This window comes from Bacillus sp. 0102A (genome assembly GCF_036765155.1).
Taxonomy (GTDB): Bacteria; Bacillota; Bacilli; order Bacillales; family Bacillaceae; genus Bacillus; species Bacillus subtilis_G.
The window spans coordinates 1-15455 of record NZ_JBAIZW010000015.1 but is presented as its reverse complement, the minus strand read 5'-3'; the positions used below and the strand labels follow the sequence as shown (position 1 = coordinate 15455).

Sequence of the window (15455 nt, the reverse complement as noted above, 5' to 3'; positions counted from 1 at the left end):
TTGAGCTGGGTTTTTTGTTTATCAACAATGAAGAAGAAATTGTAAAGCGTATTTCGGGAATTTGTTTTCAGTCACTAATAAAAACTGCTGAATTAGTACGTAATCATCACTTATATGCTGGGTTAACAGCTCATACCACCACTCCGTCTCATATCTCGCAATCATCCCTATGTTGTACAAAATTAAATAATGAATGGCCATTTCAGGAAGTCTTAGAAATTGCTCCCTTTGAGAAGGGATATAATATTGGTTCTTTCCCATGTCATATAACAAACTGATTGATGTCCATGGCTTCGTGTCTTGCGGTGAAATGTCAAACTGCAGCTCGTGTTCATTTTTCTTTGTAAACGACCATTGAAAATGATGGGACATATATTCGGCAAATCTTGAATCAGACATTTTATAATTGATGACCGCCTCCTCTGGTACAGAAATCCTGTCCTTATCCTTTTCTACTTTTGTCATAAAACGTTCTTTCTGCTGAAAATAGAAAGCATCACTTAGTTCTGGAATCGCCATCAGCAGTTTTCTCATGGTATATCTTTCATCTACAATATCGGATTGCCCGAATAAGTGTTTCATGAAGTGTATGCATAGGCCGTTTCGTTGTATTTTTACTTCATCGTCACCAAAACAATAATTCTGTTTCTTTCGCTTTCTTGTTGTTACGCCGTGTGCCAGTACTGATGCATGGCTTGGATAATGAGGATCCCGTGTAATTAGACATGCCTTGATAAGCTGTGCCATTCCGTAAAATAAAAGAATCGGCTTGATTTCTAAAGGGGAATATGAGGCTTGTTTATAAAACGATTCGGCATGCTTTAAGAAATAAATAAACCGTTCGCTGTTTTTGAAAGCGTTTTTTTTCGCTTCGTCAATACCGTTTAAGGTATAAGTCTTTTCTAGAAATTTCTGGGTTGATTCAACTGAGTAAAATAGCGCTAAGTCTTTCCACTTATGATATGTCATATGTATTTCTTAATCCTTTCTATTATCTAAATATTTCAACTCTTTCCCGCTTCCTTGACATGCTCTTGGCTAGTTGATAATCTACATATAATATTTTGCCGAAAAGAGGGGGATTTACTAATGTGGGAAAGTAAATTTTCAAAAGAAGGCTTAACGTTCGACGATGTGCTGCTTCTGCCAGCTAAGTCAGAGGTACTTCCGCGTGATGTGGATTTATCTGTAGAACTAACAAAAACGTTAAAGCTGAATATTCCTGTCATCAGCGCAGGTATGGACACTGTAACAGAATCAGCAATGGCAATTGCAATGGCTAGACAGGGCGGCTTGGGCATCATTCATAAAAACATGTCCATTGAACAACAGGCTGAACAAGTTGATAAAGTAAAGCGTTCTGAACGCGGCGTTATCACAAATCCCTTCTTTTTAACTCCTGATCACCAAGTATTTGATGCAGAGCACTTGATGGGGAAATACAGAATTTCCGGTGTTCCGATTGTAGATAACGAAGAAGACCAAAAGCTTGTCGGAATTATTACAAACCGTGATCTTCGTTTTATTTCTGACTACTCAATGAAAATCAGCGATGTCATGACGAAAGAAGAGCTTGTTACTGCACCTGTAGGAACGACTCTTGATGAAGCTGAAAAGATTTTGCAGAAACATAAAATTGAAAAGCTTCCTCTCGTTGATGACCAGAATAAATTAAAAGGTCTAATCACAATCAAAGACATTGAAAAAGTCATTGAGTTCCCGAACTCATCTAAAGACGTTCACGGCCGTCTGATCGTTGGCGCGGCAGTTGGTGTAACCGGCGACACAATGACTCGTGTCAAAAAGCTTGTCGAAGCTAATGTCGATGTTATAGTTATTGATACAGCTCACGGACATTCTCAAGGCGTATTAAACACAGTAACAAAAATCCGTGAAACATATCCTGAATTAAACATTATTGCTGGAAACGTTGCAACAGCTGAAGCGACGAGAGCCCTTATCGAGGCTGGAGTAGATGTTGTCAAAGTTGGAATCGGACCTGGTTCAATTTGTACAACACGCGTGGTAGCAGGTGTGGGTGTTCCGCAAATTACAGCAATTTATGATTGTGCGTCTGAAGCAAGAATGCATGGCAAAACAATCATCGCAGACGGTGGAATTAAATTCTCTGGTGATATCACGAAAGCATTGGCAGCCGGTGGACATGCTGTTATGCTTGGAAGCTTGCTTGCAGGTACGTCAGAAAGTCCAGGAGAAACTGAAATCTACCAAGGCAGAAGATTTAAAGTATACCGCGGTATGGGGTCAGTTGCTGCAATGGAAAAAGGAAGTAAAGACCGTTACTTCCAAGAAGAAAACAAAAAATTCGTTCCTGAAGGAATTGAAGGACGCACACCTTACAAAGGACCAGTTGAAGAAACAGTTTATCAGCTAGTCGGCGGTCTTCGTTCCGGGATGGGATATTGCGGGTCCAAAGATCTTCACGCTTTAAGAGAAGAAGCTCAGTTCATTCGCATGACTGGCGCAGGACTTCGTGAAAGCCATCCGCATGACGTGCAGATTACAAAAGAATCACCGAACTATACAATTTCTTAATAAATTGTTACAAATTAAAAACATTTGACAGGGTCTCTGACTCTGTCTATTTTTTTTATACTGATTATGATAAAATTTATACTGTTGTGCGTTGAAAATGTCCTTAACGGCTTAATTATAGATGAAGAAAATGAAATACGGAGGTCGTACGATTGAACATCATGAAATGTAAACAGCTATTGATGTCATTGGTTGTATTAACACTAGCTGTCACTTGTTTGGCTCCAATGTCAAAAGCAAAAGCAGCCAGTGATCCAATTGATATCCATGCAGCAGCTGCTATTATGATCGAAGCTTCTTCAGGTAAAATTCTGTACAGTAAAAATGCAGATAAGAGACTGCCAATTGCCAGTATGACAAAGATGATGACAGAGTATCTGTTACTAGAAGCAATTGATGAAGGTAAAGTGAAATGGGACCAAACCTATACACCTGATGACTATGTGTATGAGATTTCCCAAGATAACAGCTTATCAAACGTCCCACTTCGTAAGGACGGGAAATACACAGTAAAAGAACTATATCAAGCTACAGCAATTTATTCTGCAAATGCTGCCGCTATTGGGATTGCAGAAATCGTTGCGGGTTCTGAAACTGAATTTGTGAAAAAAATGAATGCAAAAGCGAAAGAACTTGGCTTAACAGATTACAAATTTGTTAACGCAACAGGTCTTGAAAACAAAGATCTTCACGGGCATCAGCCCGAGGGGACAAGCGCAGATGAAGAAAGTGAAGTTTCTGCTAAGGATATGGCGATTCTTGCAGATCACTTGATTACTGACTACCCTGAGGTTCTCGAGACTTCCAATATCGCCAAAACGAAGTTCAGAGAGGGCACCGATGATGAAATGGACATGCCCAACTGGAACTTCATGCTGAAAGGGCTCGTCAGCGAGTATAAAAAAGCGACTGTAGATGGTCTGAAAACAGGTTCTACCGACTCTGCGGGTTCATGCTTCACAGGAACAGCCGAACTCAACGGAATGCGTGTCATTACTGTTGTATTGAACGCAAAGGGCAACCTTCATACAGGCCGTTTCGATGAGACCAAAAAAATGTTCGATTATGCCTTCGACAATTTCTCCATGAAAGAAATGTACGCTGAAGGCGATCAAGTAAAGGGCCATAAAACAGTTTCAGTTGATAAGGGTAAAGAGAAAGAAACAGCCATTGTGACAAACAAAGCATTCTCTCTTCCTGTCAAAAATGGTGAAGAAAAGAATTACAAAGCGAAGGTCACATTAAATAAAGATACGCTAACTGCCCCTGTGAAAAAAGGAACGAAGGTTGGGCAACTGACTGCGGAATATACAGGTCATGAAAAGGATTACGGATTCCTTAACAGCAATCTGGCCGGCGTAGACCTTGTTACAAAAGAAAAAGTAGAAAAAGCAAACTGGTTTGTTTTGACAATGCGCAGTATCGGCGGATTTTTCGCCGGCATTTGGGGAAGTATTGTTGATACGGTAACCGGCTGGTTTTAATCAATTGAAAGAGCTCTGATTCACGTTAGGGCTCTTTCGCTTAATATACTGAAAAAACCCAATTTTTAATAAAAAATGATTTTCAAAGCGCTTAAAACCGAATAAAATGATATATATCCATATGAATTATTGGATTTCTAGGATACAATAAGGACTAGAAATCATATAACTATACCTTGATTAGGGGGACCAAGAAATGGCTCAAACAGGTACTGAACGTGTAAAACGCGGAATGGCAGAAATGCAAAAGGGCGGCGTCATCATGGACGTCATCAATGCGGAACAAGCGAAAATTGCTGAAGAGGCTGGAGCTGTCGCTGTAATGGCGCTGGAGCGAGTACCAGCTGATATTCGCGCGGCTGGGGGAGTTGCCCGTATGGCTGACCCTACAATCGTGGAAGAAGTAATGAATGCAGTATCTATCCCGGTAATGGCGAAAGCGCGTATCGGACATATTGTTGAAGCGCGTGTGCTTGAAGCTATGGGTGTTGACTATATTGATGAAAGTGAAGTTCTGACTCCGGCTGACGAGGAATTTCATTTAAATAAAAATGAATACAAAGTTCCTTTCGTCTGCGGCTGCCGTGATCTTGGTGAAGCAACACGCCGTATTGCTGAAGGTGCTTCTATGCTTCGTACGAAAGGTGAACCTGGAACAGGAAATATTGTTGAGGCTGTTCGCCATATGCGCAAAGTAAATGCTCAAGTGCGTAAAGTAGTTGCGATGAGTGATGATGAACTAATGACAGAAGCGAAAAACTTAGGTGCTCCTTACGAGCTTCTCCTGCAAATTAAAAAAGACGGCAAGCTTCCTGTCGTAAACTTTGCTGCTGGCGGCGTAGCAACTCCTGCTGATGCTGCTCTCATGATGCAGCTTGGTGCTGACGGAGTATTTGTTGGCTCTGGTATTTTCAAATCAGACAATCCTGCTAAATTTGCGAAAGCCATTGTGGAAGCAACAACTCACTACACTGATTACAAATTGATCGCTGAGCTTTCTAAAGATCTTGGTACCGCAATGAAAGGGATTGAAATCTCAAACTTACTTCCAGAACAGCGCATGCAAGAACGCGGCTGGTAGGAATATAGGAGCGCTGCTGACATGTTAACAATAGGAGTACTAGGACTTCAAGGAGCAGTTAGAGAGCATATCCGTGCAATTGAAGCATGCGGCGCGGCTGGTCTTGTCGTTAAACGTCCGGAGCAGCTGAATGACATTGACGGGCTGATTTTGCCTGGTGGTGAGAGCACAACGATGCGGCGTTTGATTGATACATATCAATTCATGGAGCCGCTTCGTGAATTTGCTGCTCAAGGAAAACCGATGTTCGGGACATGCGCCGGATTAATTATATTAGCAAAAGAAATTGCTGGTTCAGATAATCCTCATTTAGGTCTTCTGAATGTGGTTGTTGAACGCAATTCGTTTGGCCGGCAGGTTGACAGTTTTGAAGCTGATTTAACAATCACAGGCCTGGACGAGCCTTTTACAGGGGTATTCATCCGCGCGCCACATATTTTAGAAGCTGGTGAAAATGTTGAAGTTCTTTCGGAACATAATGGCCGTATTGTAGCCGCTAAACAGGATCAATTACTAGGCTGCTCATTCCATCCGGAGCTGACAGATGATCACCGAGTGACACAGTTATTTGTTCAAATGGTAGAGGAATACAAGCAGAAAGCACTTGTATAAAACAGTTGAAAGCTGTGGAAACTTATAGTACATTATAAGCACAAATAAAGATCGAAAAGCGTTGACAGGAACTAGTAGGAAGCCTCTCTTTCCAAGAGAGCCGATGGTTGGTGTGAATCGGTGAAAGATGCTGTCTGAATCCATCCTTGAGCGAAATGCTGAAACAAGTAGGCATTTACGGGATAACCGTTATGTTTGAAAGTGGTAAACGAGTCTTTGGCTTGTTTTCAATCAGGGTGGCAACGCGAGAGCTCTCGTCCCTTTATGGGGATGAGGGCTCTTTTTATTTTCGACAAATTTTATAAAAAGGAGTGTTTCGCATGCTTGATACAAAAATGCTGAGAGCAAATTTTCAAGATATTAAAGCAAAGCTTGTACACAAAGGCGAAGACTTAACTGATTTTGATAAGTTTGAGACGCTGGACGATAGACGAAGAGATCTTATCGGTAAAGTTGAAGAATTAAAGGGAAAACGGAATGAAGTATCTCAGCAAGTTGCTGTGCTGAAACGTGAGAAAAAAGACGCGGATCACATCATTAAAGAAATGCGTGAAGTCGGTGAGGAGATTAAAAAGCTTGATGAAGAATTAAGAACAGTGGAATCTGAGCTTGATACCATTCTCCTTTCAATCCCAAACATTCCGCATGAGTCTGTTCCTGTAGGTGAAACAGAAGACGACAACATAGAAGTACGTCAATGGGGTGAAAAGCCTTCATTTGATTACGAGGCGAAGCCGCACTGGGATATTGCAGATGAGCTGAGTATCCTTGATTTTGAACGTGCTTCAAAAGTAACAGGAAGCCGTTTCGTTTTCTATAAAGGGTTAGGTGCCCGTCTGGAGCGTGCACTTTATAACTTTATGCTTGATTTGCATGTAGATGAGTATAACTATACTGAAGTGATTCCGCCTTATATGGTAAACCGCGCAAGCATGACAGGAACGGGCCAGCTCCCTAAATTCGAAGAGGATGCATTTAAAATCAGAGAAGAAGATTACTTCTTAATTCCGACCGCGGAAGTACCGATTACAAACATGCATCGCGATGAAATTCTTTCAGGTGACAGCCTGCCGATTAACTATGCGGCATTCAGTGCCTGCTTCCGTTCTGAAGCTGGTTCAGCAGGGCGTGATACACGCGGATTAATCCGTCAGCACCAATTTAATAAAGTTGAGCTTGTGAAGTTTGTGAAGCCTGAAGATTCTTATGAAGAATTAGAGAAGCTTACAAACCAAGCAGAACGAGTTCTTCAGCTGCTCGAGCTTCCATACCGTGTCATGAGCATGTGTACGGGTGATCTAGGTTTTACGGCGGCAAAAAAATACGATATCGAAGTTTGGATCCCAAGCCAAGACACATATCGTGAAATCTCTTCTTGCAGCAACTTCGAAGCGTTTCAGGCAAGACGTGCGAACATTCGTTTCAGACGTGAAGCGAAAGGCAAGCCTGAGCATGTACACACACTGAACGGTTCAGGTCTGGCGGTTGGAAGAACAGTTGCCGCTATCTTAGAAAATTATCAGCAGGAAGACGGAAGCGTTGTAATTCCGAAAGTACTTCGCCCTTATATGGGGAATAAAGAAGTAATGAAACCATAAAATAATGAAAAGGTGCGCCTGACAAGGTGCGCCTTTTTGCCTGTGTAAACAGGACATTTTATAAAAGTGAGAAAAAAGTTTTTAAAAATGCTTGACCATATAAGAACATTCATGATATATTAAGTCTTGTCGATACGGAGGAATACCCAAGTCCGGCTGAAGGGATCGGTCTTGAAAACCGACAGGGGTGTCAAAGCCCGCGGGGGTTCGAATCCCTCTTCCTCCGCCATATTGATTTTAATTCTAATGAAACACAAGCATATATTGGAGATTGTTTTGTCCGTTGCGTTCGTTGCAACGGATTTTTTATTATAATGAAAAAGTGAATCTCAACTGAGATTCACTTTTTTTGATTTTCATGAATAGCTGAAGCGATTTGATTTACAATGTTTTCAATTGAGCTTTCGTCGTTCAGCAAATCATAATCCTCAATGCGAAGCTTTAAAACAGGGCAGGCATTAAAACCGCTTATCCAATTTTCATAACGCGTATGCATTTCTTCCCAATAAGACCGGCTTGTCTGAAGCTCCATTTCACGGCCCCGTTCTTCAATCCGGTTTAAAATGTTCTCCAGATCTCCTTCTAAATAGATCAATACATCAGGGTGTGGGAAATACGGTGTCATGACCATTGCTTCGAAAAGGCTTGTGTAGGTTTTGTAATCAATCTTTGACATAGTCCCTTTGTCAGCATGCATTTTCGCGAATATTCCTGTGTCTTCATAAATAGAACGATCCTGTACAAATCCTCCGCCGGCTTCAAAAATCGTTTTCTGTTCTTTGAAGCGTTCAGCTAAGAAATAGATTTGCAGGTGAAAGCTCCAACGTTCAAAATCATGATAGAACTTTTCTAAGTATGGATTATGATCGACTTCCTCCAGAGAGGTCTTAAATCCAAGCCGTTTAGCCAAAGCTTTTGTTAAAGTCGATTTTCCGACACCTACTGTTCCTGCTACTGTGATAATTGAATTTTCAGGGATATGATGTACCTTCATACGATAAGCTCCTTTACATGGGCGGCAATGCGTTCAAAGTCGCTCTTATTCAAAACAAAGTCTTTTGAATCGCCATCTATCGTTACAACTGTAAGTTCAGGATCTGCTTCCTGCAGCTGTTTGATGGCGACTTCATAATCTGCGATCAGCTGCTCCAAATAGCTTGTTTCAATTTTTTTCTCAAAGGGGCGTCCGCGTTTTTCAATGCGGTGTAACAGTGTGGGCAGACTAGCCTTTATGTAAATGATAAAATTCGGCTTTTGCAGATCATCTGTTAGCAGGCGATAAATCTTTTTATATTTTTCCAACTGATGTTGAGAGAGGGTGCGTTCCGCAAAAATCACATTTTTATAAATGTGATAATCAGCTATCACAGGCTGTCCCTTCTTTAAAAAGTAATCAGTGGTGTCTTCAAGCTGTTTGTATCTGTGACAAAGAAAAAACATCTCAAGCTGGAAGCTCCATTCCTCTATATTGTCATAAAACTTATCAAGGTACGGGTTATCCTCAACAATCTCATTGATCATAGGGATTTCGAGCTCTTGTGAGAGCATCGTTGCGAGGGTTGTTTTTCCTGCCCCGATAGGACCTTCTATTGCAATAAAAGGGGCTGTATTCATCGGAATCCTCCTTATTTCTGAAAAACGTTCGTCAGTTGCCGACCTTCATATTGTATCACAACCCTTGGGTGCCCCCATGAAAAAAGACGTTTCTAAATTATCGAAACGTCTTTTTGACAATATTAAATTGATCAGACAGCAGCAGCCAGTTTTGCGGGAAGGAAAGACCCAGTTTCCAATAGCTGATGCCTCTTAAATTCAGCTCTTTAATCAGATTGAATTTTGCTTGGATCGAGCGGGCATCCTCGAACCATACCTCGTGCCTTTTGTTTTCTGCATCAGTATAGCGGAAGAAAGGCGCTTGAGCTGTTTGGTCATACTGGATGGCTGCGTTGTTTTGAGCGGCAATGACAAGGGCTTGCTGAGGGCTGATGGCTTTTGCTAGGGGTCCTCCTGCTGTATATGGTAGCGTCCAGTCATACCCATATAAATTCTGGCCCATGACAATTTTATTTGCAGGCATTTCAGTCAAAGCATATTCGATAACATCTCTAACAGGACCGATTGGAGAAACGGCTTGAGCCGGGCCTCCGCTGTAGCCCCATTCATATGTCATGAGAACAACAAAGTCAACAATTTGGCCATGTGCCCTGTAATCATGAGCTTCGTACCATCTGCCTTGCTGTGTTGCGCTTGTTTTAGGGGCGAGCGCAGTAGAAATTTCAAAACCTTCTCGGTGGAAAAGATCCCTTGCTTCACGGAGAAATTGATTATAGGCTTCTCTATCCTGAGGCCGCAAATATTCAAAGTCAAAATGAATATCATAGAACCCATATCTTCTGGCATTCTCGACTATTTCATTTAAAAGTCTTCTTTTCACAGTATTGTCGTTTAAGATGATCCGTCCGAGCTCATCGCTGAATGCCTGATTTTCAAGGTTCGTTATAATCATCATCAATGTCGTGTTTTGATTCTCTGTAATGCTTCTTAAATTCGTTAAAGGCGGGGCGACTAAGGTCCCGTCACGCTGTGCCTGAAAACTGAATGCGCCAAGGTACGTTAAGTAGGGTGACGCTTCCCGGGCCGCCTGCTGAAGATTTTCACTGATTTGATTTCCGCGTGGTTCCAGATAAGCATTTGACTCGATGTCTCGTTTAGGAATGGGTGGAATGTATAAACGGAAACCAATCTGCAGCACGGCATTTAACTGGATGCGGTTAATCCTGGCAAGCTCGGCAGCTGTAGTATTGAACCGCCGCGCGATGGACGTCAGGGTATCACCTTGTTGAACATCATAGAACTGGCCGGCTATTGGAATGACAATGGTTTGTCCGACAACAAGGCTGTCGGGATTCGGTATTTCATTCGTTTCTGCGATTTCACTTACAGTTGTTCTGTATTGTGAAGCGATAGCAGAAAGAGTGTCGCCTTGTTTCACCACATAAATTTGAATGAAAAACGCCTCCTTTCATATCGCTATCAATGTATGAAAGAAAAGCGCTGATCATGTTTATTTTTCTGTAATTTGTTTCTCTGCCGTAATTTCCGCGAAAAGAACATTCTCCATCATGGTTAAGGCAAATTCGTTGTCTTCATCACGATTTGAGGCGATGCAGTCTTTAGGAATCGTGATGCTGTATTCCCTCATGTAAGCGTCATTAGCGGTAAACAGCACGCATATGTTCCCGGCTATACCTGTTAAGATAATATGCTCCACCTGCAATTCGGTAAGGAGAGTGTGAAGGGCTGTTTCGTAAAAGGCGGAATGCTTCGGCTTGATTAAAAAATAATCGGCATCTTCCGGAGCTATTTGTCTGATGATATCTTTGCTTCTTTCATTTGTGCATTCTTGCTGAATATTTTTAATATCAGCTTGCCAAAGTCCGTAATGATCATTAATGTAAATAATCGGCCAGTCATTTTGTCTCGCATGCTCCTTTAATGATAAAATGTGAGGAACGATTTTTTCTGTTTTTTTAGCGAGGCTTTCCCCCATATCGAATTCAAAATTATTGATTATGTCTACAATGAGAAGAGCTGTGTCTGCTTTGGACAATCGACAGTCTCCTTTCCGTTTTAGTTATAGTGAATATGTAGCCTTTTTAGGCAATGAAAAAACTTTGAAAAGAGAGCTTACCCTTATGACACAAGATGAACTTTATATGAAAGAAGCAATTAAAGAAGCGAAAAAAGCTGAAGAGAAAGGTGAAGTGCCAATCGGCGCAGTGCTTGTCATGAATGATGAAATTGTATCGCGTGCACATAATTTAAGAGAGACGGAGCAGCGGTCAATCGCTCATGCGGAAATGCTTGTGATTGATGAAGCGTGTAAGACGCTGGGAACGTGGCGGCTGGAGGGTGCGACCCTTTATGTGACACTTGAGCCTTGTCCGATGTGTGCCGGTGCCGTCGTGCTTTCGCGAGTGGAAAAAGTGGTATTTGGTGCATTTGACCCTAAAGGCGGCTGTTCAGGCACGCTTATGAATCTTTTACAGGAAGAACGCTTTAACCACCAGGCTGAAGTGGTGAGCGGGGTGCTTGAGGAGGAATGCGGAGAAATGCTCAGTTCGTTTTTTAGAGAACTGCGAAAAAAGAAGAAAGCTTTTAGGAAAAACTTGTCTGAGTAGTCCGGTTGCAATTTTTAGGGGGAAACGATATACTTATGTATGCATCGCGATAGATGCGGGGAAAAATTTGATATTTATTTTGCCGTGCTAAGCGGGGAGGTAGCGGTGCCCTGTACCTGCAATCCGCTCTAGCAGGGCCGAACCCCTTCTCGAGGTTCGTTTACTTTAAGGTCTGCCTTAAGTAAGTGGTGTTGACGTTTGGGTCCTGCGCAATGGGAATTCATGAACCATGTCAGGTCCGGAAGGAAGCAGCATTAAGTGAAACCTCTCATGTGCCGCAGGGTTGCCTGGGCCGAGCTAACTGCTTAAGTAACGCTTAGGGTAGCGAATCGACAGAAGGTGCACGGTAAATCAATCATCAAATTTTCAGACTCACCTATTATTAGGTGAGTTTTTTGTTATGTGAAAAGAGCTTTTGGAATCGAAACAAGGTTCATGTATAATGGGATTGATGAATAACGGAGGAGGGCAAACCCGTGAGTTACCAAGCTTTATATCGAGTATTCAGGCCTCAGCGCTTTGAAGATGTGGTTGGACAAGATCACATTACAAAAACGCTGCAAAATGCCCTTTTGCAAAAAAAGTTTTCTCACGCCTATCTGTTTTCCGGGCCAAGGGGAACGGGAAAAACCAGTGCAGCCAAAATATTTGCCAAAGCTGTCAACTGTGAACATGCTCCTGTTGATGAGCCATGCAACGAATGTGCGGCCTGTAAAGGGATAACAAACGGGTCCATATCCGATGTCATAGAAATTGACGCCGCATCTAATAACGGTGTTGATGAGATTCGTGATATTCGTGATAAGGTGAAGTTTGCCCCATCGGCCGTTACATATAAGGTATATATCATAGATGAGGTACATATGCTTTCTATCGGCGCCTTTAATGCGTTACTAAAAACATTAGAAGAGCCGCCTGAGCATTGTATTTTCATTTTAGCGACAACAGAACCGCACAAAATCCCTTTAACCATTATCTCAAGATGTCAGCGTTTTGATTTTAAACGAATTACATCCCAAGCGATTGTCGGGTGTATGAATAAAATTGTTAATGCCGAACAGCTGCAAGTGGAAGAAGGATCACTTGATATCATCGCGAGCGCTGCGGACGGAGGGATGAGGGATGCCCTGAGCCTTCTTGATCAGGCCGTATCATTCAGTGGCGACGAGCTCAAAGTCGATGATGCGCTTCTAATTACTGGGGCGGTTTCTCAATTAAATATAGGAAAGCTTGCACAGTCCCTGCACGACAAAAACGTTTCTGACGCACTGGAAACATTAAACGAACTGCTGCAGCAAGGGAAAGATCCGGCTAAGCTGATAGAGGATATGATTTTCTATTTCAGGGACATGCTGCTGTACAAAACAGCCCCAGGTTTAGAAGGAGTGCTCGAAAAAGTAAAAGTTGATGAAACGTTCCGGGGACTCAGCGAACACATTCCGGCGCAGGCCATATATGAAATGATTGATATTCTGAACAAGAGCCATCAGGAAATGAAATGGACAAATCATCCCCGTATCTTTTTTGAAGTGGCGGTGGTGAAGATTTGCCAAACGTCTCATCAATCAACAGCTGACCTTCCAGAAGTCGGTATGCTGATGAATAAAATTCAGCAGCTCGAGCAGGAAGTGGAGCGGCTTAAAACAACAGGCGTTAAAGCAGCGGCGGAAAGCCCGAAAAAAGAAGCGCCGCGTGTGCCAAAGGGCGGGAAATCGAATTACAAAGCGCCAGTGGGCAGAATTCACGAAATTCTAAAGGAAGCGACGAGACCGGACCTTGATCAGCTCAAAAACAGCTGGGGCAAGCTTCTTGCTCATCTCAAACAGCAAAACAAAGTTTCGCATGCGGCTTTGCTGAATGACAGTGAACCTGTGGCTGCCGCCTCAGCGGCATTTGTTCTGAAATTCAAATTTGAAATTCATTGTAAAATGGTCGCCGAGGACAACAACGGAGTCCGAACCAATCTTGAACAGATTTTAGAATCGATGCTCGGAAAAAGAATGGATTTGATTGGCGTTCCAGAAGCACAATGGGGTAAAATAAGAGAAGAATTTTTAGTGGACCATCAGCAGGAAAATGAAGGGTCAAATGAACCAGCTGAAGAAGACCCGCTTATTGCCGAGGCGAAAAAGCTTGTCGGAGCGGATTTAATTGAAATAAAAGACTAACAAAATGAAAGAGAGTGAATGCTATGCGTGGCGGAATGGGAAATATGCAAAAAATGATGAAACAAATGCAAAAAATGCAAAAGGACATGGCGAAGGCTCAAGAAGAGCTTGCAGAACAGGTTGTTGAAGGAACTGCTGGCGGCGGTATGGTTACAGTAAAAGTGAACGGCCAAAAAGAAGTCCTGGATGTTATTATCAAAGAAGAAGTCGTTGATCCCGAAGATATCGATATGCTTCAAGATTTAGTGCTTGCTGCAACGAATGAAGCTTTGAAAAAAGTTGACGAGATCACAAACGAAACAATGGGTCAATTTACAAAGGGAATGAACATGCCAGGTTTATTCTAGGGGGATAAAAGAACATGCAATATCCTGAACCAATATCAAAGCTGATTGACAGCTTTATGAAATTGCCAGGGATCGGACCGAAAACAGCGGTTCGTCTGGCTTTTTTTGTTCTAGGTATGAAAGAAGATGTGGTATTAGATTTTGCGAAAGCCTTAGTAAATGCGAAACGCAACCTGACATATTGTTCAGTTTGCGGGCATATTACAGATCAGGACCCATGCTATATTTGCGAAGATGCGCGCAGGGATAAGTCTGTTATCTGTGTTGTGCAAGACCCTAAGGATGTTATCGCTATGGAGAAAATGAAGGAATACAACGGACAGTATCATGTTCTCCACGGCGCCATTTCTCCAATGGACGGCATCGGACCGGAGGATATTAAAATACCAGAATTGCTAAAACGATTACAGGATGATCAAGTGACAGAAGTGATTCTCGCGACAAACCCTAATATAGAAGGGGAAGCAACGGCGATGTATATATCAAGGCTCTTGAAGCCGTCTGGTATTAAGCTCTCCCGTATTGCCCACGGACTGCCCGTCGGCGGCGATTTGGAATATGCTGATGAGGTCACTCTTTCTAAAGCACTTGAAGGAAGACGTGAATTGTAAGGAGGAAAAAGCGATCCATGGGTTTTCTTCGCAAGAAAACATTGAGAAGAGAGTTTGATGAAAAACTAATTGAGCAGCTTTTTAAGCAAAAGGAAGAATGGAACAGGCAAAAAAAGCTGGTTGAAAAAAGCTTAGAACCGTCAGCTGAAGTGTTATACGAATTGAAAGTAGCTGAAGCGAAGTATTTTTTTTACTTGAGGGAAGCAAAGCAGCGAAATTTAAAAATCAGCCGGTGGAAGTAAGTGGTCTAAACTCCTGAGTCTTCTCATAAGCTTGTACTAGAACAAGCAAAGGAGATGAGAAGATTCATGGAGCCTATTTTTATTATAGGGATTATTTTAGGACTGGTTATTCTTCTTTTTTTATCAGGTTCAGCTGGAAAGCCTTTAAAGTGGATTGGCATCACAGCTGTTAAATTTGTGGCGGGGGCTTTGCTGCTGGTTTGTGTAAATATGTTTGGCGGCAGTCTTGGCATTCATGTGCCGATTAATCTTGTCACAACAGCCATCAGCGGGATTTTAGGAATACCGGGAATAGCTGCATTAGTCGTTATTAAGCAATTTATTATTTAAATGATATTATATGTTGACTTTAATAATTGAAGGTGTTATTCTAGTATACGTCGCTGATGACGATTCGCTTTTTGAAAAGGAATTATTGAAAAAAGTTATTGACGAAAGCGACAAGAAATGTTATGATTATAAAGTCGCCTTAAGAGCGATAACAAAGTTCTTTGAAAACTAAACAAGACAAAACGTACCTGTTAATTCATTTTTTTATAAATCGCACAGCAATGTGCGTAGTCAGTCAAACTACT

Annotated in this window: 16 protein-coding genes, 1 tRNA gene, 1 other RNA gene and 1 other annotated feature; of the genes, 13 read left to right on the top strand and 5 right to left on the bottom strand. The window is 42.0% G+C overall.

Going from position 1 to position 15455, the window contains the following annotated elements:
- Window positions 1–21: 21 nt before the first annotated feature.
- On the bottom strand, window positions 22–969 hold the full coding sequence (locus V6D41_RS21305; RefSeq protein WP_333519556.1) for a YaaC family protein: 948 nt from the start codon (window positions 967–969) through the stop codon (window positions 22–24).
- 120 nt (window positions 970–1089) lie between these two features.
- On the opposite strand from V6D41_RS21305, the gene guaB reads away from it, so the two are divergent.
- From guaB to V6D41_RS21275, 6 genes are all read left to right on the top strand, one after another.
- Window positions 1090–2556 carry an IMP dehydrogenase gene (gene guaB, locus V6D41_RS21300; protein WP_202329175.1) on the top strand — a complete coding sequence of 489 codons (1467 nt, stop codon included), beginning with the start codon at window positions 1090–1092 and terminating at the stop codon, window positions 2554–2556.
- Window positions 2557–2708: 152 nt separating this feature from the next.
- Window positions 2709–4040, top strand: a complete 1332-nt coding sequence (gene dacA / locus V6D41_RS21295) for a D-alanyl-D-alanine carboxypeptidase (protein ID WP_333519555.1) — start codon at window positions 2709–2711, stop codon at window positions 4038–4040.
- A gap of 196 nt (window positions 4041–4236) precedes the next feature.
- Window positions 4237–5121: a pyridoxal 5'-phosphate synthase lyase subunit PdxS gene (gene pdxS / locus V6D41_RS21290; RefSeq protein WP_087992034.1), complete on the top strand. Its 885-nt coding sequence runs from the start codon at window positions 4237–4239 to the stop codon at window positions 5119–5121.
- Window positions 5122–5142: 21 nt separating this feature from the next.
- Window positions 5143–5733: a pyridoxal 5'-phosphate synthase glutaminase subunit PdxT gene (pdxT, locus tag V6D41_RS21285; protein WP_333519554.1), complete on the top strand. Its 591-nt coding sequence runs from the start codon at window positions 5143–5145 to the stop codon at window positions 5731–5733.
- A gap of 52 nt (window positions 5734–5785) precedes the next feature.
- Window positions 5786–5998 (top strand) — a binding site (T-box leader).
- Between the two features lie 55 nt (window positions 5999–6053).
- Complete coding sequence (gene serS, locus V6D41_RS21280) at window positions 6054–7331, top strand: serine--tRNA ligase (protein ID WP_333519553.1); 1278 nt, start codon at window positions 6054–6056, stop codon at window positions 7329–7331.
- 136 nt (window positions 7332–7467) lie between these two features.
- A tRNA-Ser gene (locus V6D41_RS21275) sits at window positions 7468–7560 on the top strand.
- A 111-nt stretch (window positions 7561–7671) separates the two neighbouring features.
- Here V6D41_RS21275 and dck read toward each other — a convergent pair.
- The 4 genes from dck to V6D41_RS21255 all read right to left on the bottom strand — a co-directional run bounded on the left by dck (window position 7672) and on the right by V6D41_RS21255 (window position 10941).
- Window positions 7672–8325 carry a deoxyadenosine/deoxycytidine kinase gene (gene dck, locus V6D41_RS21270; RefSeq protein WP_333519552.1) on the bottom strand — a complete coding sequence of 218 codons (654 nt, stop codon included), beginning with the start codon at window positions 8323–8325 and terminating at the stop codon, window positions 7672–7674.
- Entirely contained in the window at window positions 8322–8945 is a 624-nt protein-coding gene (gene dgk, locus V6D41_RS21265; protein ID WP_333519551.1) for a deoxyguanosine kinase, read from the bottom strand. The genes dck and dgk overlap by 4 nt, the downstream gene beginning before the upstream one ends.
- Before the next feature lie 97 nt (window positions 8946–9042).
- Window positions 9043–10326, bottom strand: coding sequence for a LysM peptidoglycan-binding domain-containing protein (locus V6D41_RS21260; protein ID WP_148964521.1), 1284 nt, complete (start codon window positions 10324–10326; stop codon window positions 9043–9045).
- A gap of 69 nt (window positions 10327–10395) precedes the next feature.
- On the bottom strand, window positions 10396–10941 hold the full coding sequence (locus V6D41_RS21255) for an isochorismatase family cysteine hydrolase (RefSeq protein ID WP_333519550.1): 546 nt from the start codon (window positions 10939–10941) through the stop codon (window positions 10396–10398).
- Window positions 10942–11026: 85 nt separating this feature from the next.
- Between V6D41_RS21255 and tadA the strand changes: the two genes are divergently transcribed.
- The 7 genes from tadA (at window position 11027) to bofA (ending at window position 15210) form a co-directional block, all read left to right on the top strand.
- Window positions 11027–11512 (top strand): tRNA adenosine(34) deaminase TadA, encoded by a 486-nt coding sequence (gene tadA / locus V6D41_RS21250; protein WP_148964519.1) that lies wholly within the window; start codon window positions 11027–11029, stop codon window positions 11510–11512.
- A gap of 82 nt (window positions 11513–11594) precedes the next feature.
- An RNA gene (gene ffs / locus V6D41_RS21245) (signal recognition particle sRNA large type) lies at window positions 11595–11859 on the top strand.
- Window positions 11860–11988: 129 nt separating this feature from the next.
- A complete protein-coding gene (gene dnaX, locus V6D41_RS21240; RefSeq protein WP_333519549.1) occupies window positions 11989–13680 on the top strand; it encodes a DNA polymerase III subunit gamma/tau in 1692 nt (563 codons plus the stop codon).
- 23 nt (window positions 13681–13703) lie between these two features.
- The gene (locus V6D41_RS21235; protein WP_024713930.1) at window positions 13704–14027 is read left to right on the top strand and encodes a YbaB/EbfC family nucleoid-associated protein; all 324 of its coding nucleotides are present in this window, start codon (window positions 13704–13706) and stop codon (window positions 14025–14027) included.
- A 14-nt stretch (window positions 14028–14041) separates the two neighbouring features.
- Window positions 14042–14638, top strand: a complete 597-nt coding sequence (gene recR / locus V6D41_RS21230; protein ID WP_148964517.1) for a recombination protein RecR — start codon at window positions 14042–14044, stop codon at window positions 14636–14638.
- A gap of 17 nt (window positions 14639–14655) precedes the next feature.
- Window positions 14656–14880 carry a YaaL family protein gene (locus V6D41_RS21225; protein WP_014112283.1) on the top strand — a complete coding sequence of 75 codons (225 nt, stop codon included), beginning with the start codon at window positions 14656–14658 and terminating at the stop codon, window positions 14878–14880.
- 66 nt (window positions 14881–14946) lie between these two features.
- Window positions 14947–15210 carry a sigma-K factor-processing regulator BofA gene (gene bofA, locus V6D41_RS21220; protein ID WP_087992024.1) on the top strand — a complete coding sequence of 88 codons (264 nt, stop codon included), beginning with the start codon at window positions 14947–14949 and terminating at the stop codon, window positions 15208–15210.
- Window positions 15211–15455: the final 245 nt, after the last annotated feature.